Source organism: Sphingobium sp. 3R8, from assembly GCF_020166615.1.
Classification (GTDB): domain Bacteria; phylum Pseudomonadota; class Alphaproteobacteria; order Sphingomonadales; family Sphingomonadaceae; genus Sphingobium; species Sphingobium bisphenolicum.
Genome location: NZ_JAIQXR010000006.1, coordinates 49,184 through 69,204 on the forward strand (window position 1 = coordinate 49,184; position 20,021 = coordinate 69,204).

Consider the following 20,021-nt stretch of genomic DNA (forward strand, 5'->3'; position numbering starts at 1 on the left):
AGTGTCCGTTGGTACGTGTCGCATTGGCGACGAAACCCCGGAGTGCGCCCAGAAGCTGATCCAGATCAGTGCGCTGCCGTGTAACTGCCTATAGGACTGACGAGTGACGATATCTCCCGATGCTGGCCAGACCCGCCAGGCCTTGCGCGAAGCGACGATGGAAAGCCATCGGCGGGTCGATTCCATCTATGCCAGTTTTGCGCTCGATTCGGTGATCGATTATCGCGCCTTTCTGACGGCCCATGCCAAGGCGCTGGGCGGTCTCGAAGCCGCGGCCCGGCCCGACGCGCTGCGGCTGCCGCTGCTGGCGCAGGATTTGTCGGCGCTCGACCTCCCTTTGCCCGATCCGCTGCCATTGGAGGCGCATCCGGGCGACGGCTTCCATTGGGGGCTGCGTTATGCGCTCGAAGGATCGCGGCTGGGCGGCGCGATGCTGTCGCGCCAGGTCGCGCCGGGCCTGCCCAAGGCCTATCTGTCGGCCGCGCATGGCAAGGGCGAATGGATAGCCTTCCAGCAGGCGCTCGACAGCGCCGCGCGCGAAGGCGGCGAAGGCTGGCTGGACGACGCCGTGCAGGGCGCGCAGGCGGCCTTCGCCCTGTTCGCGCAGGCCGGCCAGGCGGCCGATCGGGCGGTCTGCCATGGCTGACCGGGAAGTGCCCGACACGATCTTTTCGGTCGACCTCGACAATTGCGATCGGGAGCCGATCCATGTGCTGGGGACGGTTCAGCCCTTCGGCTTCCTGATCGCGCTGACCGCCGACTGGCTGGTGTCGCGCGTGTCGGCCAACAGCGCGCAGTTCATCGGCCTCTCGCCCGACGACATGCTCGGCAAGCCGGTCCACACCCTGCTCGACGGGGAAGCGATACATGCGCTGCGCAATCGCATCACCCTGCTGCGCGGCCCCGATTCCGTCGAGCGGCTCTTTTCGATTCCGCTGATGGCGGGCGGCCCGGCCTTCGACGTGGCCGTGCATTTCTCCGGCCCGCTGGTGGTGGTCGAGGCGGAGCCGGCGGCGCATGACGAGATGGAGGCGAGCAGCACCGTCCGTTCCATGGTCGCCAGGCTCGCCCAGGCCGATAGCATGACCGCCTTCCTGCGTGACGGCGCGCGCCAGGTGCGGGCGCTGACCGGGTTCGACCGGGTGATGGTCTATCGCTTCGCCGATGGCGGGGACGGCGAAGTGGTCGCCGAAGCCTTGAAGCCGGGCATCGAGAGCTTCTTCGGTCTCCATTATCCCGCATCCGACATTCCTGCACAGGCGCGGGCGCTCTACCTGCGCAATATCTTCCGTGTGATCGCCGATGTGAAGGCGCAGCCGGTGCCCATCGTGCCGCAGCTCGACCCGACCGGCGCGGCGCTCGACATGTCGCTCTGCCTGACCCGTGCCGTGTCGCCGATCCATATCGAATATCTCGGCAATATGGGGGTGGGCGCCTCGCTCTCCATCTCCATCATCGTGGAGGGGAAGTTGTGGGGGCTGTTCGCCTGCCACCATTATGCTCCGCGCCTGCCGACCTTTGCGCAGCGCAGCGCCGCCGAACTGTTCGGCCAGATTTTCTCGATGATGCTGGAAAGCCGCGAGCGCGGCGACACCGCCACCTATGAAGGCAAGGCGCGGCAGGTGGCCGACCGGCTGATGTCGGCCGTGGCGCAGGATCATGATCTGCTGACCAACGCCCGCTGGCTGGGTGATATCATCTTCGACACCATCCCCGCCGATGGGGTGGGCGTTTATATCGACGGGCAGATGACCTTTTCGGGCCTTGCTCCCGACGAACCCGCCTTTGTCGCGATCGTGTCGATGATGAACCGTGTCGCCGCCAGTCAGGTCTATACCACCGACAATCTGTCGTCGGTCTTGCCGGAGGCCGCCGCCTATGCCGATCGCGTGTCTGGCCTGCTGGCGATCCCGCTGTCGCGCCGTCCGCGCGACTATGTCGTGCTGTTTCGCGCCGAACAATTGCGGTCGGTGCGTTGGGCGGGCAAGCCGGAAAAGGACATCGAATATGGCCCCAACGGGCCGCGCCTGACCCCGCGCAAAAGTTTCGAATCCTGGTCGGAACTGGTGAAGGGCGTGGCGCTGCCGTTCCTGCCCGCCGAGCTGCGCGTGGCCGAAGCGCTGCGTACCGCCCTGCTGGAAGTGATTCTGCGCCTGTCCGATTCCGCCGATGCCGAACGGCAGCGGGCGCATGAGAAGCAGGAATTGCTGATCGCCGAACTCAACCATCGGGTGCGCAACATCCTGTCGCTGATCCGCGGGCTGTTGTCGCAGACGCGGGATAGCGCGCGATCGGTCGACGAATTTATCGGCACGCTGGAAAGTCGCGTGCATGCGCTGGCCCGCGCCCATGACCAGATCACGGCCGATCGCTGGAGCCCGGCGCGCCTCTACGATCTGATCGAGGTCGAATCGGGCGCCTATCTGGGCGAACGCAGCGACCGGGTCCGGCTGTCCGGGCCGAATGTGCTGCTGACGCCGGGCTGCTTCACCGTGCTGGCGCTGGTGATCCACGAAATGCTGACCAATGCCGCCAAATATGGCGCGCTGTCGGACAGCGGCGTGGTCGCGATCGACTGGCGGGTGGACGAGGATGGCAGCCTGCTGATCGACTGGACCGAAAGCGGCGGCCCGGCGGTGATCGCGCCGACGCGGCGCGGCTTCGGATCGACCGTGATCGAGCGATCCATTCCCTATGATCTGGGCGGCCATGCCGAAATCAACTATCGGCTGGCGGGCATCGAGGCGCATTTCTGCATTCCGTCGGCCCATGTCGTGTCCGTGCTGCCCGATGTGACGGGGACCGATCGCGCGAAACCGGTGGCGGTGGTCGAACCCGGCCTGCTGAAGGGGCGCACCGTGCTGCTGGTCGAGGATAATATGATCATCGCCATGGATGGCGAGGATGCGTTGCGCGACCTGGGCGCGGAGGTGATGACCGCGGCCAGCATCGGCCGCGCGCGGGAGGCGATCGCGATCCAGCCGGTCGACCTGGCGGTGCTGGACTTCAACCTGGGGCATGAAACCAGCCTGCCGATCGCGGACCTGCTGGCGGCGCGCGGCATTCCCTTCATCTTTGCCACCGGCTATGGCGATGGGCTGGAATTGCCGGCGCAGTTTGCAGATGTGACCCTGCTCAAAAAGCCCTATTCCAGCGTGACGCTGGCGCAGGCGCTGACGCCGGTGATCGACGCGGCGCCCTGAACCGCGACAGCGAAACGGACAGTTTCCGCATCGTCGATTGCAGGCCGGCCGGCAGGTGGCGATCTATGCGCCATGTCTACCCAGCCAACCCTTTTCATCCCCCATGGCGGCGGTCCCTGCTTCTTCATGGACCCGACCGATCCGGACCATCCGCACAGCGACCCGATGTGGCGGCCGATGCAGGCCTATCTCGCCGGTCTGATCGCGACCCTGCCCGAACGGCCGCGCGCGATCCTGCTGGTGTCGGGCCATTGGGAGGAGGAATCCTTCACTGTCCATGTCGGCGAACGGCCGCCTTTGCTGTTCGACTATTATGGCTTTCCGCCGCACACCTATACGCTGCGCTGGGACGCGCCGGGTGCGCCCGAACTGGCGCGCCGCGCCACCGCGCTGCTGCAGTCGAGCGGCTTCGCCACGGCGGAGGAAGCTGCGCGGGGCTGGGACCATGGCGTCTTCGTGCCGCTGAAGGTCGCCTTGCCCGATGCGGACATTCCCGTCGCCCAACTGTCGCTGCACCATGACCTCGATCCGGCCGCCCATATCGCGGCCGGGCGTGCGCTGGCTCCGCTGCGCGACGAAGGCGTGCTGATCGTCGGGTCGGGCATGAGTTTCCACAATCTGCGGGTGCGCGGGCCGCAGGCGATCGCACCGTCGACCGCCTGGGACTATGCGCTGACCGCCGCCGTGACCGATCCCGATCCGCAGAGCCGGGCGGCGCGCGTCGCTGCCTGGGACCATCTGCCGCAGGCCCGCTTCGCCCATCCGCGCGAGGAGCATCTGTTGCCGCTGATGGTGGCGCTGGGCGCGGGCGGCGACGATGCCGCCACCTGCGACCATCGCAGCTCAGTCATGGGCTGGTCGGTGTCGGGTTACCGCTTCGGCTGAGCAGCCGGCCGGCCCAGCGCCGGCACGGTCCGCGCGGCATCTTCCGGGGTGATGCCCGGCGGTGGCGCGGCGGCGCCCTGATCCCCGCTGCCCTGATCTTCCCCGCGCATGATCCGGCCGGCCCGCTTGATCGCGCCGCGCAGCCGCGGGTAGATGCCACAACGGCAGATATTGGTGATCGCGCCGTCGATTTCTTCGTCGGACGGATCGTTGGTCCGTCGCAGCAGCACCGACGCGGCCATGATCATGCCGGGGATGCAATAGCCGCATTGCGACACATTATCGGCGGCGAACGCCTGTTGCAGCGGATGGCCGCGATCGGGCGACAGCGCCTCGATCGTGGTGACGAAGCGGCCTTCGGTCTTGCCGATCGTCACCTGGCAGGATCGCACCGCCTCGCCATCGATATCCACGGTGCAGGCGCCGCAGTCGCCGGTGCCGCAGCCATATTTGGTGCCGGTCAGGTTCGACGCATCGCGCAGCGCCCAGAGCAGGGGCGTGTCCGGGTCCATGCGATATTGCACCGGCCGGTCGTTGACGGTGAAGCGGGTCACGCCACCCCCTTTTCGGCGGCATCGATCTCTTCCGCTTCCGCCTTGTGGTAAAGCACTTCGTTGCGGATATGGATGGTCCGCGACGCCAGCCGGATTTCCTGGATGAAGGTGGCGAAAGCCCCCGCCTGCAGCAGCATCGCCAGGCTGAACAGGACGGCGATGGGCGTGCCGAGATGGGCGTCGAACAGATTGCCCGCGAACAGCAGGATGACGACCAGGCAGACGGCGCAGGCCGACGCGACCGACAGAAAGATCGCCGCATTGACCACGCTCATGCGCCGGTCCAGCACGCGGATTTCCGCGACCATACGATCATGTTCCTTGCCGCGCGTCGTGAGCACCAGCTTTTCCACGTCGCGCGCCCGGTCGATGATGCGCGCAAGGCGGCTGACGCAGACGTTGAGGAAGGCGCCGATGCCCGCCAGCAGGAACACCGGTGCAAGCGCCAGCTGGATGGTCTGGGCGACCTGGCTGACCTGGGGCAGGGGGATCATCAAGCGGCACCTCTCATCCCGTGAAGCTATCCGCCATTGGGGGACAAGGAGCAAGGGACGGTGTCAGGGATAAATGCGTCGCTAAATGCGACTGTGTTCGGGCATGATGGCGCCCCCGCAACGGCAGGAGCGCCATAGGGGATCAGGCGACGCCCTTGGACGAAGGCGCATTGACGCCCATGGACTTGAGATACTGTTTGATGTTGCGCGCCGCCTGCCGCAGGCGCTGTTCATTCTCGACCATGGCGATGCGGACGAAGCCCTCGCCATCCTCGCCATAGCCCACGCCCGGCGCGACCGCGACCTTGGCATGGGTGAGAAGCTGCTTGGAAAATTCCAGGCTGCCCATCTCCTTGAGCGCGGGCGGCAGCGGCGCCCAGCAGAACATCGACGCGCGCGCCGGCGGAATGTCCCACCCGGCGCGGCCGAAGCTTTCGACCAGCACGTCGCGGCGCTTGTGATAGAGAAGGCGGTTCTTCTCGACGATGTCCTGCGGCCCATTGAGCGCGGCGCAGGCCGCCGCCTGGATCGGCGTGAAGGCGCCATAGTCGAGATAGGATTTCACCCGCGTCATCGCCGCGATCAGCTTGCGGTTGCCAACGGCGAAACCCATGCGCCAGCCGGCCATGGAATAGGTCTTGGACAGCGAGGTGAATTCGATTGCGACATCCTTGGCGCCCGGCACCTGGAGGATGGAGGGCGTCGGATTGCCGTCATAATAGAGTTCGGAATAAGCGAGGTCGCTCAGCACCCAGACCTTGTTCTCCTTCGCCCAGGCGACCAGCCGCTCGTAGAAGGCGAGGTCGACCGTCTCTGCCGTCGGGTTGGACGGATAGTTCACCACCAGGATCGACGGGCGCGGCACGGTGAAGGCCATGGCGCGGTCGAGCGAGCGGAAATAATTCTCGTCCGGGGTGGTCGGCACCGACCGGATCGTCGCGCCGGCGATGATGAAGCCGAACGTATGGATCGGATAGCTGGGATTGGGCGCCAGCACTACGTCGCCCGGCTCGGTGATCGCGGTGGCGAGGCTGGCCAGCCCCTCCTTCGATCCCATGGTCACGACGACCTCGGTTTCCGGGTCCACCTCCACGCCGAAGCGGCGGGCATAATAATTGGCCTGCGCCTTGCGCAGACCGGGGATGCCGCGCGACTGGCTATAGCCGTGGGCGCTCGGCTTCTGCGCCACCTCGATCAGTTTGGCGATGACATGGTCGGGCGGCGGCAGGTCGGGATTGCCCATCCCCAGGTCGATAATATCCTCTCCCGCGGCGCGCGCGGCGGCCCGCATGCCGTTCACTTCGGCGATGACATAGGGCGGCAGGCGCTTCATGCGGTAAAATTCTTCGGACATTATAGGGGCTTTCCTGAAAGCTCTCTGTAAGGAATAGTGGGTGACGCGCCGTTGGCATGTCACAATCTGGCTATAACCCGCCCGATTGCGACGCGCCAGCGAAAGCCGCGCGAAGCGACGATGCCAGGAGGAGCAAGGTGGCCATGGAAAAAGCCGATGTCATGGAACCCCACCTGCCCACATTGCAGCAGATGCAGCAATGGACCGAGGTGATCGGCCGCGCCCAGCAATTGATGCTGGAACAGGCCGCCGGCGCGACCGGCCGGGCGTTGCCGTTCGACCCGGAAACGGTGGCGCGCATCCAGACCAGCTTCGCCGACGAAGGGCTGGCGCTATGGCAGCGCTTCCTCGATTCGGGCGGATTGCTGCGCGACCAGCCGGACCCGGCGCCCGCTGACAGTCCGGCGGCGGCGAAGGACCGCCGCTTTGCCGACCCGGCCTGGACGCAGCATCCCTTTTACGACCTGATCCGGCAAAGCTATCTGCTGGTGTCGGACTATATGACCCGGCTGGCGGACGCGGTCGATGGGGTCGATCCCAAGGCCAAGGCCAAGCTGCGTTTCGCCACCAGCGGGATGCTGGACGCGCTCTCACCCGCCAATTTCCCGCTCACCAACCCCATCGTGGTGCAAAAGACGATCGAGAGCGGCGGCGAGAATCTGGTCAAGGGCCTCAAGCATATGCTGGCCGACATGGAAAAGGGGCAGTTGAGTCACACCGACGGCACCCAGTTCGAACTGGGGCGCAACATCGCTGCGACGCCCGGCAAGGTCATCCATGAAACCCCGCTCTACCAGTTGATCCATTATGCGCCCTCGACGGCGGAGGTGCTGGAAACCCCGCTCATCATCTTCCCGCCCTGGATCAACCGATTCTATATTCTCGACCTGTCGCCGGAAAAGAGCTTCGTCAAATGGGCGGTGGACCAGGGGATCAGCGTGTTCCTGGTGTCGTGGAAATCGGCCGACGCGTCGATGAAGGATCTGGTCTGGGACGATTATATCCTGAAAGGCCAGATCGATGCCATCGACACGGTACGCGATCTGCTGAAGGTCGAGAGCGTCCACACCATCGGCTATTGCGTGGCCGGCACGACGCTCGCCGCGACGCTGGCGCTGCTCGCGGCGCGGGGACAGGCGGACAAGGTGGCGAGCGCGACCTTCTTCACCGCGCAGGTGGATTTCGCCCAGGCGGGCGACCTGACCCTGTTCGTCGATGACGAGCAGATGAAGCTGGTGGACCAGCTTTCGGCCGGCGGTTTCATGGACGGGCGCTATATGGCCGCGACCTTCAACCTGTTGCGCGGGCGCGACCTGATCTGGAACTATGTCGTCAACAACTATCTGCTGGGGCAGGATTATCCGCCCTTCGACCTGCTCTACTGGAACGGCGACACCACCAACCTGCCGGCGCGATGGCACAAGGATTATCTGACCCGGCTGTACCGCGACAATCTGCTGGTCGTGCCCGGCGCGATCAGCGTGGACGGGACGCCGATCGACCTGACGCAGATCCGGACCCCCGCCTATGTGCAGGCCGGGCGGGAGGACCATATCGCCCCGCTGGAAAGCGTCTGGAAACTGACGGACAATCTGTCCGGGCCGGTGCGGTTCCTGCTGGCGGGGTCGGGCCATATCGCCGGGGTCATCAATCCGCCCGCGGCGAACAAATATCAATATTGGGTTGCTGAAGAGCCGCAGTCGACGCTGGAGGATTTCCTCGCGGTGGCGAAGGAGACCAAAGGCAGTTGGTGGCCCGACTGGCGCGCCTGGATCGAGCAGGGTGATTCGCGCCGGGTGCCGGCAAAGAGCGCGCGCCAGCCGGGGAAAGGTCGTCTCAAGGCTCTCGAGGATGCGCCCGGACGCTACGTAAAGGCGCGCTAAAGCCCCGTGATATGGGCTTTTCGGCCAATCGTGCCGGCAAGTGGTCGAAGCGTCCGTTTCAATTTTGTTGCACTGCACAATAACTATTGCAAGACTCCCGCAAAGCCCTTATTGTGCAGTGCAACAAACGGAGGATGGTCATGGCTGTTACACCAAAGACCCCGAAGAGCAGCCCGCGCGCCAAGCCCGGCTCGACGACCTTGTCGGCGAGCGAGGCATTGAAGGCGGCGGAAGCGGCGATCGGTGGCCCGGCTGAAAAAAAGCCCGCGCCCAGGAAGGCGGTTTCGGCGGCAGTAAAGCCGATCGATACCAATCCGCAGAAGGAGCCAGCGCCGACTCCTGCCCCGACGCCGACCCCGACGCCCACGCCCGCTCCGACGCCTTCGTCGAAGGCCGAGCCTGTCGAGATCCCGACCGAAAAGGCCGACCCGGTCGCGGTCGCCGCCGCCACGACTGCGGTGGACGCCGCGCCCGAACCCGAAATTACAGAGAGCCTGGCCAAGGCCGAAACCATCGCCACCCAGCCGCTGCCCGCAGAAGGAACCAAGATCATGAACGACGTCATCGAAACCGGTAAGAAGTTCGCCGAAGACACCAAGGCCAAGTTCGAAACGGCCTATGCCGACCTGAACGAGAAGGCCAAGGCCAGCGTCGAGAAGTCGACCAAGGCGATCGAAGAATTCAGCGACATCGCCAAGGGCAATGTCGAAGCGCTGGTCGAATCCGGCAAGATCGCCGCCAAGGGCATGGAAACGCTCGGCCAGGAAGCCGTCGATTACAGCCGCAAGAATTTCGAAAAGGCGACCGCGTCGTTCAAGACCTTCTCGACCGTCAAGACGCCGACCGAATTCTTCCAGCTGCAGAGCCAGCTCTTTTCGAGCAGCTTCGACGAGTTCGCCAAGGAAGCCGCCAAGAGCAGCGAAGCGTTCATGAAGCTGGCCGGCGACGTCGCTCAGCCGCTGACCGCCCGCGTGACTCTGGTGACCGACAAGGTGAAGTCGCTGGCCGCCTGATCGGTCGCACTTTTATCGTCATAGCGCAGGGGCGTCGCTTCCGTCGGGGAAGCGGCGCCCCTTTGCATTGAAGCTGAAATATCGTCCCACCCACCCGGATCGATTGTCCGGCCCCTTGCCATGGGCCGGCAAATCGCCATATCCTCGGGCATCATGAACAGCCTTACCACATCCCATGCAGGCCCCGTTGCGATGGCCGGCCAGCATCCGGACGATCAGGGCGAGGGACCGGGCGGTCCCAGCGTCGGCATCGCCACCCGGACGCGCACCCGCACCAAGAAGCCCTCGCTCTACAAGGTGCTGATGCTCAACGACGACTATACGCCGATGGAGTTCGTCGTGCATGTGCTGCAGAGCTTCTTCCGCATGGATATGGAGGAAGCGACGCGGGTGATGCTGCATGTCCACCAGCGCGGCGTCGGCGTGTGCGGCATCTTCAGCTATGAGGTCGCCGAGACCAAGGTCAACCAGGTGATGGATTTCGCCCGGCAGAACCAGCATCCGCTCCAATGCACGCTGGAAAAGGCCTGACCGGGGCCGGGCGTTAACCGATCCTTGATCCGTGTAGCGCTTATATTTCAATAAATTACTACATTGAAATACAAGGTTTTTTTAGACCTTGTCGGCATCATGGCCCTGCTGAAACGAAGTGGGGACTTCCATCATGACCAGTATCAACAGCTACACTATGAACATGCCGCCATCGCCCCGCGCGATGATGGACCGCAAGATCGGCGCCGCCGTCGAGACGGGATCATTGTCGTCGGTCGATGGCGATGCGCTGGAAACGGCGCTCGATTCGATCGACACTGCACTGTCCACCTCGGCGAGCGACGGCAGTGCGCGGCTCGATCCGTCGGCGATGAAGGACCGGATCGATTCGCTGATCGACGATCAGCTATCGGCCGGGACGCTGACCGAGGACCAGGCCACGGCGCTGCAAAGCTTCTTCGCGCAGGGACCGGGTGGCGCGACGGAAACCGCGGATGCCGGTGGCGAGGAAGGCTTCGGTATCGAGGGGATGGGCGGCGTCGGCGGCCCCGGCCCGATGCGCGGCCCGCCACCCGGCCCGCCGCCGTCGGAATCGACAGACGACAGCAGCACGACCAGCACCGATGCGACCAGCGCGACCGAGCAGTTGGATTCGATCATCGCCTTCCTTGAAAATTTGCGCAGCAGCCTGTCGCAGTCGCTGTACGGCAACGCGGCGAGCAGCACCGACGGCAGCAACAGCGGGCTGGTGATCGACAGTCTGGCCTGACCCGTCTTTCGCCTGGGGACTGGCGAAAGCCCGGCGGCGGCGCGGCATCGCCTGCCGTCGCCGGCCATGGTTTTCGCGGTTCCCTCGCGCGCCTGCCCATCCTACACCGGCAGGCGTGAACGAGACGCCAAGAGCCGAGATCTACGACCTGGCCGTCATTGGCGGCGGGGTGAATGGCTGCGGCATCGCCCGCGACGCGGCCGGGCGTGGCGCGCGCGTGCTGTTGCTGGAGCAAGGCGACCTCGCCAGCGGCACATCGTCGGCGTCCACCAAGCTGATCCATGGCGGCCTGCGCTATCTGGAGCATTATGAATTCGCTCTGGTGCGCGAATCGCTGGCCGAGCGCGAACGGCTCTGGGGCATCGCGCCGCACATCATCCACCCGATGCGCTTCGTCCTGCCCTGGACACGCGGTCTTCGGCCGCGCTGGATGCTGCGGCTGGGCCTGTTTCTCTACGACCATATCGGCGGCCGTCGCGCCTTGCCCGCGACGCAGGCGATCGACCTGCGTCGCCATCCCGCGGGCGCTGCGCTGAAAGCCGGCTTCGGGCCGGGCTATTGCTATTCGGACGGATGGGTCGACGACGCCCGGCTGGTCGTGCTCAACGCGCGCGATGCCGCCGATCGGGGCGCTGATGTGCGCACCCGCACCGCTGTCGTCCGGCTGGCGCGCGCCGATGGTCATTGGCGGATCGTGACGCAATCGGAACGCGGCGAAGAGGTTGTTCATGCCCGCGCGGTGGTGAACGCGACCGGTCCGGCCGCGCTCGACCTGCTCCACCGCGCCGATCGGCCGACCGACCGGCATATGCGGCTGGTGCGTGGATCGCATATCGTCGTGCCGCGCCTGTTCGATCACGGTTTCGCCTATTTCTTCCAGTTGCCCGACGGCCGTATCTTCTTCGCCATTCCCTATGAGCGCGACTTCACGCTGATTGGCACGACCGACCGCGATCATGACGGCGGGCTGGACCATGTCGCCCCGAGCGCCGAGGAGATCGCCTATTTGTGCGAGGGCGCGAATCGCTATTTCGCGCGTTCGATCAGGCCGTCCGACGTCGTCTGGTCCTATGCCGGAGTGCGGCCGCTGGTCGACGACGGATCGGCCAAACCCGAAGCGGCGACCCGCGGCTATCGCCTGGAACTGGACGGGGAGGGCGAACCGCCGCTGCTCAGCGTCTTTGGCGGCAAGATCACCACCTATCGCCATCTGGCGGCGGAGGCGGTGGATATGCTCAAGCCCCATTTGCCCGCGCTCAAGGGCGACGACTGGACCGCCGCTGCGCCCCTGCCCGGCGGCGATTTTCCGATGACCGGCCTTGCGGACCTGATCGCCGGGCTGGCGCGCGACTATCCCTTTCTGGAACCCGCCACGGTCGACCGGATCGCGCGCGCCTATGGCACGCAGGCGCGGGTCTGGCTGGGGGAGGCCCGCGATGCATCGGCGCTGGGGCTGGACTTCGGCCATGGCCTGAGCGAAGCGGAGGCGGCGCATATGGTGACGCGCGAATGGGCGCAGACCTGCGAGGACATGCTCTGGCGGCGGAGCAAGCTGGGGCTGCGACTGGACCGGCCGCAAGTCGCGCGGCTGGAGCGCTGGCTGGAGGAGAGGCTGTGAGCGAACGTCATCTGCTGGTGCTGGACGCGGGGACGACGTCGACCCGCGCGATGCTCTATGCCCCCGATGGTGCGCGGATCGCGACCGCGCAGGCGGACCTGACCCAATATTATCCGCAACCCGGCTGGGTCGAACAGGATGCGGCGGAAATCTGGACGCGCACGCTGGCATGCGCGCGGCAGATGGTGGACCACGCCGGGGGAGCCGACCGGATCGCCGCGATCGGCATCGCCAACCAGCGCGAGACGGTGGTCGCCTGGCACCGGCGGACGGGCGATCCGATCGGTCGGGCGATCGTGTGGCAGGACCGGCGCACGGCCGATCATTGCGCGACCCTGCGGGCGCAGGGCCATGAGGCGCTGGTCCAGCAGCGCACGGGCCTCGTCATCGATCCTTATTTCTCGGCGACCAAGATGCGCTGGATGATCGATCATAGGCCGGATGTGGTCGCGGCGGGCGATGCGCTGGCGCTGGGCACGATCGAAAGCTGGCTGGTGTGGAAACTGACCGGCGGGCTGCATATCAGCGACGCCAGCAATGCCAGCCGGACGCAGTTGATGGCGCTGGACGGCACGGGATGGGACGCCGAACTATGCACCCTGTTCGGCGTGCCGCGCGCGGCCTTGCCGGAGATCGTCGACAATGCGGGCGATTTCGGCGCAACCCTGCCGGATTGGCTGGGTGGACCGATCCGGGTCTGCGGACTGGCCGGCGATCAGCAGGCGGCGACCATCGGGCAAGGATGCCTGGCGGCGGGCGCGGTCAAGGCGACCCTGGGGACCGGGGCGTTCGTGCTGGCGCCGGTGGGGGCGGTGGTGCCGGCATCCGCAAACCGGCTGCTCGGCACGGTGCTGTGCCAGATGGACGGGCGGCGCCATTATGCGCTGGAAGGATCGATCTTCGTCGCCGGCAGTCTGATCCAGTGGCTGCGCGACCGGATCGGCCTGATCGCGGCGGCGGCCGATACCGATGCGATCGCCCGCTCCGTGCCCGACAATGGCGGGGTCTTCCTGCTGCCCGCCCTGTCCGGCCTGGGCGCGCCGCACTGGCGGCCGGAGGCGACCGGCGTCATCAGCGGGCTGACCCATGGGACGGGCAAAGCGCATATCGTGCGCGCCGCGCTCGAATCGATGGCGCATCAGGTGCATGACCTGGCCGCCGCCTTCGCTGCCGACGGCGCGCCGTGGCGGACGCTGCGGATCGATGGCGGGATGAGCGCCAACGACTGGATCGCGCAGGACATGGCCGACATGCTGGACCTGACGGTCGAACGACCCGCCGATGTCGAGACGACGGCGCGGGGCGCGGCCATGCTGGCGGGCGTCGGGGCCAGCCTGTTCCCTTCGCTGGAGGCGGCGGCCGGCATCGCGTCGGCGGCGACGCCATTTACGCCGCTGATGTCGGCGCAGGCGCGGGCGCAGCGGCTGGCGGGGTGGCGCGCTGTGCTGGCGCAGGCGGAATAAAGCGGCGCCCCGGATTTCGCGAGTCTTCTCCTCCACATGACCGGATCGGTCGTGAGCAAATATTAACGATGAGCGCCTAGCACTGGCCCATCATGTCGCGCACCGCTCTTCGCCAATCTCCCTCCTGGATCGGATCGGTCGCCACCGGCTGCGTCTATTTCGTGGTGGCGTCGCTGGCGCTCATGCTGTCGCGCTTTGAGGGCGGATTGGCGTTCATCTGGGGCGCCAACGCCTTCCTGATGGCGGAACTGCTGACATCGCGCACCGCCCATTGGCCGCGCGCGATCATCGCCTGCGGCATCGCCAGCGCCATCGCGACCGCCTGCTTCGGCATGGGGCCTCTCGCCGCGCTGCCCATGGCGGCGATCAACATCGTCGAATCGCTGATCGTGGCCGTGCTATGCCGCTGGTTCGTGGCCGACCGGATGGTGACCGGATCGATTCGCCCGCTGATCGTGTTCATCGTGGCGCTGTGCGGCGTCGCCAACATGGTGTCGGGCGTCGCCGCAGCGCTGGTGGCGTCGGCCCTGACGCCCGTGTCCTTCGGCCATTCCTTCGTGCAATGGTATACCGGCCATGTCCTGGGCGGGCTGACCTGCGCGCCGATTCTGATCATGGCGTTCCAGGGCGAATTCCGGCGATGGATGGACGAGGCCTCGACCCGAACGAAGCTGGAGGCGGTGCTGTTACTCGGCCTGTTCGCGCTGACGACCGTCCACGTCTTCTTTTGGGCGCGCTATCCGCTGCTGTTCGCGCCGCTGCTGCCGCTGGTGCTGATCGCCTTTAGGGTCGGCCATATGGGGTCGGCGGCGGCGATCATCCTGCTGGCCGCGATCGGCGGCAGTGCGACCATGGCGGGGGTCGGCCCGCTGACCTGGGTTCCCGGTTCGACGGGCGACCGCATCCAGTTCTTCCAATTCTATCTCGCGCTCAGCTTCCTGCTATGTATGCCGGCTGCCGTCGAGCTGGCAGCGCGCAAGCGATTGTTCCTGATGTTGCAGCAGAGCGAGGCGCGGTATCGCGCCATGGCCGAATATAGCGGCGACGTGGTGCTGCACATCAGCCTGGACGGCACGATCCAATATGCGTCGCCATCGGCGACTGAGCAGATCGGCTGCGCCCCGGACCTGCTGGTCGGGCAGGCGGTCGCCAATCTGGTCGACCCGCACGATCGCGCCACCGTGATCGCGACCCATCGTCTCGCGCTGGAACAGCCGGGCGCGGTGCACAAGGTTGAGTTCCGGCCGCTGGTATCGACCGACGGGCTGGAATGGTGCGAGATGGTGAACCGCGCCATGATCGACGAACGCGGCCTGCCGAGCGGCGTAGTGAGCATGATCCGCGACATGTCGCGGCACAAGGCGCGTCAGCGCGCGCTGCAACAGGTCGCCGCGCGCGATTCTCTGACCGGGGCGGACAGTCGCCGGGCCTTCCTCGACAAGCTGGACCGCGAGATCGAGCGCGTCGCCATCGGCGCCCGCTCGTCCTTGCTGCTGATCGATATCGACCATTTCAAGGCGGTCAACGATCGCTACGGCCATGGCGCGGGCGATCGGGTGCTGAGCGCCTTCGTGGAACGGCTGCGGCCTGGCCTGCGCGCGGGCGACAGCATCGGCCGGCTGGGTGGCGAGGAATTCGCCATTCTCCTGCTCGACAGCGACGTCGACCGGGCGAGCATGCTATGCGAAAGGCTGCGCGCCATCCTGACCGAGCCGATCACCGTCGGCGCGTCGCTGGCCATCGGCGTGACGTTCAGCGCCGGGCTGGTCGAACTGGACGGCGCGTCCGATCGGTCGGCGATGCTGGAAGCGGCCGACAAGGCGCTCTATCGCGCCAAGCAAAGCGGCCGCAATTGCCTGCGTCTGGCGGCCTGACCTCCCGCGCGCCGACGCGGAAAATTTGCAATGTTATGTTGTAACTTACGGTCGCTTGGCCTAAGTACTCGCAACCATGAAGTTGACCTTGCGCCATGCCCTGATGAGCGGCCGGATCGATCGCATCGCGATCGCGCTGTCGGGCTTGTGCGTCGCCCATTGCTTCGCCACGGCGGTGATATTGGGCCTGCTGGCGTCGGCGGGCGGAATCTTCGAAAGCCCCATATTCCACGAGGCCGGGCTGGTGCTGGCGATTTTGCTGGGCGCGGTGGCGCTCGGCCATGGCGCGCTGGTCCATGGTTATATGATGCCCGCGGCGATCGGATCGCTGGGGCTGGGGGTGATGGCGGGTGCGCTCACCATGGATCACGGCCTGCAGGAAGGCGTCTACACGCTGATCGGCGTCGGCATCCTGGCGCTGGGCCACGATCTCAATCATCGCGCCGGCCGCTAGGGCCGACCGCAAGCGATCATGTGAGGGAGCCTAGCCGGCTCCCTTTTGCGGTCAGCGGCTCTTGCTGTCGAAGCGATGTTCGCCCTTCACCCAGCGCACGGTGCCGGTGCTGGCGCGCATCACCACGCTCTCGGTGGTCAGCTTGCCGCCGGGCAGGCGCTTGACCCCGTCGAGCAGCGAGCCGTCGGTCACGCCGGTCGCGGCGAAGATGCAGTCGCCCTTCGCCAGTTCGTTGAGGTCGTAGATCTTGTCGAGATCGGTGATGCCCCATTTACGGGCGCGTCCCTTCTCGTCCTCGTTGCGGAACAGCAGCTTGCCTTTGAACTGGCCGCCGACGCAGCGCAGCGCGGCGCAGGCGAGCACCCCTTCGGGCGCGCCGCCCGATCCCATATAGATGTCGATCGTGGTTTCCGGGTCGGTGGTGGCGATGACCCCGGCGACGTCGCCATCGGGAATCAGCATGATGCCGCAGCCGATCGCGCGCAGTTCGCCGATCAGTTTCTCATGGCGGGGCCGGTCGAGTACGCAGACGATGATTTCGTGCGGATCGACGCCCTTGGCGCGGGCGACCGATTCGACATTCTCCCGCACCGATCGTTTGAGGTCGATCGTGCCGTCGGGATAGCCGGGGCCGATCGCGAGCTTCTCCATATAGACGTCGGGCGCGTTGAGCAGGCCGCCCTCTTCGGAGATGGCCAGCACGGCCAGCGCATTGGGCCCTGCCTTGGCGGTGATAGTGGTCCCTTCGAGCGGATCGAGCGCAATGTCGATCCGCGGCCCGGTGCCGATGGCGTTGCCGACCTTCTCGCCGATATAGAGCATCGGCGCTTCGTCCCGCTCGCCTTCGCCGATGACGACGGTGCCGTCCATATAAAGGTCGTTGAAGGCGAGGCGCATCGCTTCCACGGCGGCGGCGTCGGCCGCCTTTTCGTCGCCGCGGCCGATCAGCTTCGATGCGGCGATCGCGGCCGCTTCGGTGACGCGGACCATTTCGAGCACCAGGACGCGATCCAGAGTCGAGCTTGCCTGCACCATCATTTTCCTCTGCCTGTTCTTATGGATCGATCCGATAGGCGTCCGGCCCGTTCTTGTCGAGCGAGGAAGGCGGACCGCATGGCTCATTTCGCAACGATTCGCCGCGACATGATACGGCCATGATTGGCTGCTTTTCTGGCATGATGAAGCGGCTTATTCTTCTCGCTCCGCTGGCGATGGCATCGCCTGTCCATGCGCAGGATGCGGGAGAGGATGCGGTGATGGCCGCCTATCGGGACAAGACGCGGGTCGTCCGTCCCTGCGATCGCAGCGGCGATGCTATCGTGGTGTGCGGGACGCGGGCGGAACGCAATGCGCGCGAGCGGCTGCCCCTGCCGCGCTCCAACGACGATGGCGGCGCCCCGTTGCGTGGGGAGGCGCCGCGGGCATCGGCCGTCGCCGTGCGGCAGGGCAGTTGCGGAGTGGTCGGCGGCCAGGGAACGGGCTGCACCGGCGGCTTGCCGGTGTTCCAGATGATCGGCGCGCTGGCCAGGGGCGTGCAGGCGATCGTCGATCCCGATGCCGACCTGTCGCCGCCGCCGCCCGAACGCATCAAGGGCGCCGGGCGGGATTAAGGCGGCATCAATCCAGTATGTGCATGACCATCGGCGTGCCCAGCAGGCTGTCGGACCCCGCCAGCCGCTCCAGCGTGTCGCGCACGCAGCGCTCCTCACCGGCATGGGTGACGATCGCGACCAGCACGCCGTCGGCCTGGTTGGCGCCGCGCTGGATCATGCTTTCGATCGATACGCCCGCGTCGCGGGTGGCTGCTGCGATTTCGGCCAGCACGCCAGGGCGGTCCTGTACCTTGAAGCGCAGATAGCTGCGGCCGATGCGCGCGCCGGCGTCCGCCGTATTTTGCGGCGTCAGGGCGGCGACCGGCATGGCGAAGGCATCGCCATATTCGTCGCGCGCGACGTCGATCAGGTCGGCGACCACGGCCGACGCGGTCGGCCCGTCGCCTGCGCCGCGCCCCTGAAAGAAAAGGCGACCGACGAAATTGCCCTCTGCGACCACGGCGTTCAGCGAACCGTCGACATGGGCGAGCGGATGATCGAGCGGCACCAGCATCGGATGGACCCGCTGGAACAGGCCGTCCGGCCCGTTCTGCGCCATGCCGACCAGGCGGATGCGGAAGCCCAGCGCGGCGGCTTCGGCGATGTCGGCGGCAATGACATGGCGGATGCCGGTGGTCGCGACCGCGTCGAAATCCAGTTCGGTGCCGAAGGCGAGGCTGGCGAGGATGGTCAGCTTGTGCGCGGCGTCGACGCCATCGATGTCGAAGCTGGGATCGGCTTCGGCATAACCCAGATCCTGCGCTTCCTTCAGCACCTCGTCGAAGCCCCGGCCTTCCTTCTCCATGGTGGTCAGGATATAATTGCAGGTGCCGTTGAGGATGCCGTAGACGCGGCTGATCTCATTGGCGGCCGCGCCTTCGCGCATCCCCTTGATGACCGGGATGCCGCCCGCGACCGCAGCTTCATATTTGAGCGCGATGCCGCCCTGCTCGGCCAGCCGGGCGAGGTCGAGGCCATGATGCGCCAGCATCGCCTTGTTGGCGGTGACGAAGGGCTTGCCCAAGGTCAGGCACTGGCGCGCCAGCGTCAGGGCGGGGCCGTCCGCGCCGCCGATCAGTTCGACCACGACATCGACATCGTCGCGCGTGGCCAGCGTCGTCATGTCGTCCACCCATTCATAGGGTGACAGGTCGACGCCGCGATCCTTGTTCCGGTCGCGCGCGGAGATGGCGACGATCTGGATCGGGCAGCCGGCGCGGCGGGCGATCAGGTCGCCATTGGTCTCCAGCAGCCGAATCACCCCGCCGCCCACCGTGCCGAGGCCGACAAGCGCGACGCGCAGCGGGGCATGGCGGTGCAGATTGGTCATGGCGGCGTATCTTCCCTTCCGTGATGAACGCCGCGCTGATAGCCGCCCGCGCGAAACTGTCCAAGGAAAAGCGGGCGGCCGTCGCGCGCCCTCCGAATCAGGAGGTGGCGCGCGTCCGTCCACAGGGACCGAGCGCGGCGATCACCACGCCATAGTCGGCGCGTGCGGCTTCGGCGTCCTGCATCGACAGGGTGCGGACGGCGCGAGAGGGGAGGGTCGCGGGCAATGTACAGGCCAGCCGATACCAGAGCAGGCTGCCCGGCTCCGGCGCACGGGCGGCTTCGTCCATGATCTCGCCCAGCGCGACGGCCCAGTGCGGCGCCTGGCCCGGACGACGCAGGATCGATAGCGACACCGGATCGCCATTTTCGGTACGCAGGAAAATCTGCGTCTCGCCTTCGCCCGCAACCGTGCCGGCGACGTGGAAAGCGTCGCCCAGGTCCAGGATGCGGGGCGGCGTGTTGGGGGCAACCAGTTCCGACAATATCGCCTTGACCCGGTTCACCTCTGCAGGGGTGGCCGGAATTTGCGCGTCGGGCGCGATCAGCTGGATGTCGCCGGGTCGCCCGCCGGGCCGCGCGAAGAGGATGACCTGCGCCTTTTTGAGCTTGGCTATTTTGCCCCGCGCATCGAGCGGCGCGTCATAAAGATAGGTAACAAGGGGCGCGATTCCCGCTTCACCGCGAATCAGCCCCGTCACGTCGGCCTCGATAAACAGTCTTTTATGGCCTGCGGGGACCGTTCCGGCCTGTTCCGCCTTCAACGCGATGATGTTGCGAATACGCACATTGGCCACTAGCGGCGCTTTGTCCGCCAGGTCCACAATGTCGGCATAGGACAGGCCGGGACGGGCGGCAGATGGTTGCGTTACCATCCTGCCGCTTTGGGCAAAGGCCGGAAAAACCGCGGGAGATGCGGCGGAAATGAGGCACAACAATCCCAGGTGGCGCAGGCGGGTGGCGGATTTCATCGTCAGCTTCGTCCTATGTTTTTGGCCCGTGGCAAGGATGTCACAGGCAAGTCATTCCGATATGAAATGGTAA

Annotated in this window: 18 protein-coding genes; 12 read left to right on the plus strand and 6 right to left on the minus strand. The window is 66.2% G+C overall.

Annotation, left to right across the window (positions count from 1 at the left end):
* Positions 1–103 precede the first annotated feature (103 nt).
* The 3 genes from K9B33_RS07565 to K9B33_RS07575 all read left to right on the plus strand — a co-directional run bounded on the left by K9B33_RS07565 (position 104) and on the right by K9B33_RS07575 (position 4,088).
* Complete coding sequence (locus K9B33_RS07565; RefSeq protein WP_411973994.1) at positions 104–646, plus strand: biliverdin-producing heme oxygenase; 543 nt, start codon at positions 104–106, stop codon at positions 644–646.
* Positions 639–3,203 (plus strand): HWE histidine kinase domain-containing protein, encoded by a 2,565-nt coding sequence (locus K9B33_RS07570; protein WP_224547852.1) that lies wholly within the window; start codon positions 639–641, stop codon positions 3,201–3,203. The genes K9B33_RS07565 and K9B33_RS07570 overlap by 8 nt, the downstream gene beginning before the upstream one ends.
* Positions 3,204–3,275: 72 nt before the next feature.
* The gene (locus tag K9B33_RS07575; protein WP_224547853.1) at positions 3,276–4,088 is read left to right on the plus strand and encodes a DODA-type extradiol aromatic ring-opening family dioxygenase; all 813 of its coding nucleotides are present in this window, start codon (positions 3,276–3,278) and stop codon (positions 4,086–4,088) included.
* On the opposite strand, the gene K9B33_RS07580 is transcribed toward K9B33_RS07575, so the two are convergent.
* The 3 genes from K9B33_RS07580 to K9B33_RS07590 all read right to left on the minus strand — a co-directional run bounded on the left by K9B33_RS07580 (position 4,073) and on the right by K9B33_RS07590 (position 6,490).
* Complete coding sequence (locus K9B33_RS07580) at positions 4,073–4,642, minus strand: (2Fe-2S)-binding protein (RefSeq protein ID WP_224547854.1); 570 nt, start codon at positions 4,640–4,642, stop codon at positions 4,073–4,075. The genes K9B33_RS07575 and K9B33_RS07580 overlap by 16 nt on opposite strands.
* Positions 4,639–5,136, minus strand: coding sequence for a DUF2721 domain-containing protein (locus tag K9B33_RS07585; protein ID WP_224547855.1), 498 nt, complete (start codon positions 5,134–5,136; stop codon positions 4,639–4,641). The genes K9B33_RS07580 and K9B33_RS07585 overlap by 4 nt, the downstream gene beginning before the upstream one ends.
* A 142-nt stretch (positions 5,137–5,278) precedes the next feature.
* Positions 5,279–6,490, minus strand: a complete 1,212-nt coding sequence (locus tag K9B33_RS07590; RefSeq protein WP_224547856.1) for an LL-diaminopimelate aminotransferase — start codon at positions 6,488–6,490, stop codon at positions 5,279–5,281.
* Positions 6,491–6,633: 143 nt separating this feature from the next.
* Between K9B33_RS07590 and K9B33_RS07595 the strand changes: the two genes are divergently transcribed.
* The 8 genes from K9B33_RS07595 to K9B33_RS07630 all read left to right on the plus strand — a co-directional run bounded on the left by K9B33_RS07595 (position 6,634) and on the right by K9B33_RS07630 (position 16,056).
* The gene (locus K9B33_RS07595) at positions 6,634–8,373 is read left to right on the plus strand and encodes a PHA/PHB synthase family protein (protein ID WP_224547857.1); all 1,740 of its coding nucleotides are present in this window, start codon (positions 6,634–6,636) and stop codon (positions 8,371–8,373) included.
* A 140-nt stretch (positions 8,374–8,513) separates the two neighbouring features.
* The gene (locus tag K9B33_RS07600; protein ID WP_224547858.1) at positions 8,514–9,386 is read left to right on the plus strand and encodes a phasin family protein; all 873 of its coding nucleotides are present in this window, start codon (positions 8,514–8,516) and stop codon (positions 9,384–9,386) included.
* 120 nt (positions 9,387–9,506) lie between these two features.
* On the plus strand, positions 9,507–9,917 hold the full coding sequence (gene clpS / locus K9B33_RS07605) for an ATP-dependent Clp protease adapter ClpS (RefSeq protein WP_261935664.1): 411 nt from the start codon (positions 9,507–9,509) through the stop codon (positions 9,915–9,917).
* A gap of 133 nt (positions 9,918–10,050) precedes the next feature.
* Positions 10,051–10,647 (plus strand): hypothetical protein, encoded by a 597-nt coding sequence (locus tag K9B33_RS07610; protein WP_224547860.1) that lies wholly within the window; start codon positions 10,051–10,053, stop codon positions 10,645–10,647.
* 115 nt (positions 10,648–10,762) lie between these two features.
* Positions 10,763–12,265, plus strand: coding sequence for a glycerol-3-phosphate dehydrogenase (locus tag K9B33_RS07615; RefSeq protein WP_224547862.1), 1,503 nt, complete (start codon positions 10,763–10,765; stop codon positions 12,263–12,265).
* Positions 12,262–13,728 carry a glycerol kinase gene (locus K9B33_RS07620; protein WP_224547864.1) on the plus strand — a complete coding sequence of 489 codons (1,467 nt, stop codon included), beginning with the start codon at positions 12,262–12,264 and terminating at the stop codon, positions 13,726–13,728. Before K9B33_RS07615 ends, K9B33_RS07620 begins: the two co-directional genes overlap by 4 nt.
* A 92-nt stretch (positions 13,729–13,820) precedes the next feature.
* Positions 13,821–15,602, plus strand: coding sequence for a sensor domain-containing diguanylate cyclase (locus K9B33_RS07625; protein WP_224547866.1), 1,782 nt, complete (start codon positions 13,821–13,823; stop codon positions 15,600–15,602).
* A gap of 76 nt (positions 15,603–15,678) precedes the next feature.
* Positions 15,679–16,056, plus strand: coding sequence for a MerC domain-containing protein (locus tag K9B33_RS07630; RefSeq protein WP_224547867.1), 378 nt, complete (start codon positions 15,679–15,681; stop codon positions 16,054–16,056).
* Positions 16,057–16,107: 51 nt separating this feature from the next.
* Here K9B33_RS07630 and glpX read toward each other — a convergent pair whose 3' ends face one another.
* Positions 16,108–17,091: a class II fructose-bisphosphatase gene (gene glpX / locus K9B33_RS07635; protein ID WP_224548042.1), complete on the minus strand. Its 984-nt coding sequence runs from the start codon at positions 17,089–17,091 to the stop codon at positions 16,108–16,110.
* A 140-nt stretch (positions 17,092–17,231) separates the two neighbouring features.
* Between glpX and K9B33_RS07640 the strand changes: the two genes are divergently transcribed.
* Positions 17,232–17,666: a hypothetical protein gene (locus tag K9B33_RS07640; protein ID WP_224547868.1), complete on the plus strand. Its 435-nt coding sequence runs from the start codon at positions 17,232–17,234 to the stop codon at positions 17,664–17,666.
* 7 nt (positions 17,667–17,673) lie between these two features.
* Here the strand turns inward: K9B33_RS07640 and K9B33_RS07645 are convergent, their stop codons facing one another.
* The gene (locus K9B33_RS07645) at positions 17,674–18,978 is read right to left on the minus strand and encodes a homoserine dehydrogenase (RefSeq protein ID WP_224547869.1); all 1,305 of its coding nucleotides are present in this window, start codon (positions 18,976–18,978) and stop codon (positions 17,674–17,676) included.
* A 97-nt stretch (positions 18,979–19,075) separates the two neighbouring features.
* Positions 19,076–19,948, minus strand: a complete 873-nt coding sequence (locus K9B33_RS07650; protein WP_411973995.1) for a hypothetical protein — start codon at positions 19,946–19,948, stop codon at positions 19,076–19,078.
* Positions 19,949–20,021: the final 73 nt, after the last annotated feature.

Coding starts and splice junctions, on each gene's coding strand:
- K9B33_RS07645 (WP_224547869.1), bottom strand. CDS start 18,978: ATGACCAATCTGCACCGCCATGCCCCGCTGCGCGTCGCGCTTGTCGGC.
- K9B33_RS07610 (WP_224547860.1), top strand. CDS start 10,051: ATGACCAGTATCAACAGCTACACTATGAACATGCCGCCATCGCCCCGC.
- K9B33_RS07590 (WP_224547856.1), bottom strand. CDS start 6,490: ATGTCCGAAGAATTTTACCGCATGAAGCGCCTGCCGCCCTATGTCATC.
- K9B33_RS07595 (WP_224547857.1), top strand. CDS start 6,634: ATGGAAAAAGCCGATGTCATGGAACCCCACCTGCCCACATTGCAGCAG.
- K9B33_RS07625 (WP_224547866.1), top strand. CDS start 13,821: ATGTCGCGCACCGCTCTTCGCCAATCTCCCTCCTGGATCGGATCGGTC.
- K9B33_RS07575 (WP_224547853.1), top strand. CDS start 3,276: ATGTCTACCCAGCCAACCCTTTTCATCCCCCATGGCGGCGGTCCCTGC.
- K9B33_RS07585 (WP_224547855.1), bottom strand. CDS start 5,136: ATGATCCCCCTGCCCCAGGTCAGCCAGGTCGCCCAGACCATCCAGCTG.
- K9B33_RS07650 (WP_411973995.1), bottom strand. CDS start 19,948: ATGAAATCCGCCACCCGCCTGCGCCACCTGGGATTGTTGTGCCTCATT.
- K9B33_RS07630 (WP_224547867.1), top strand. CDS start 15,679: ATGAAGTTGACCTTGCGCCATGCCCTGATGAGCGGCCGGATCGATCGC.
- K9B33_RS07640 (WP_224547868.1), top strand. CDS start 17,232: ATGATGAAGCGGCTTATTCTTCTCGCTCCGCTGGCGATGGCATCGCCT.
- K9B33_RS07600 (WP_224547858.1), top strand. CDS start 8,514: ATGGCTGTTACACCAAAGACCCCGAAGAGCAGCCCGCGCGCCAAGCCC.
- glpX (WP_224548042.1), bottom strand. CDS start 17,091: ATGGTGCAGGCAAGCTCGACTCTGGATCGCGTCCTGGTGCTCGAAATG.
- clpS (WP_261935664.1), top strand. CDS start 9,507: ATGGGCCGGCAAATCGCCATATCCTCGGGCATCATGAACAGCCTTACC.
- K9B33_RS07570 (WP_224547852.1), top strand. CDS start 639: ATGGCTGACCGGGAAGTGCCCGACACGATCTTTTCGGTCGACCTCGAC.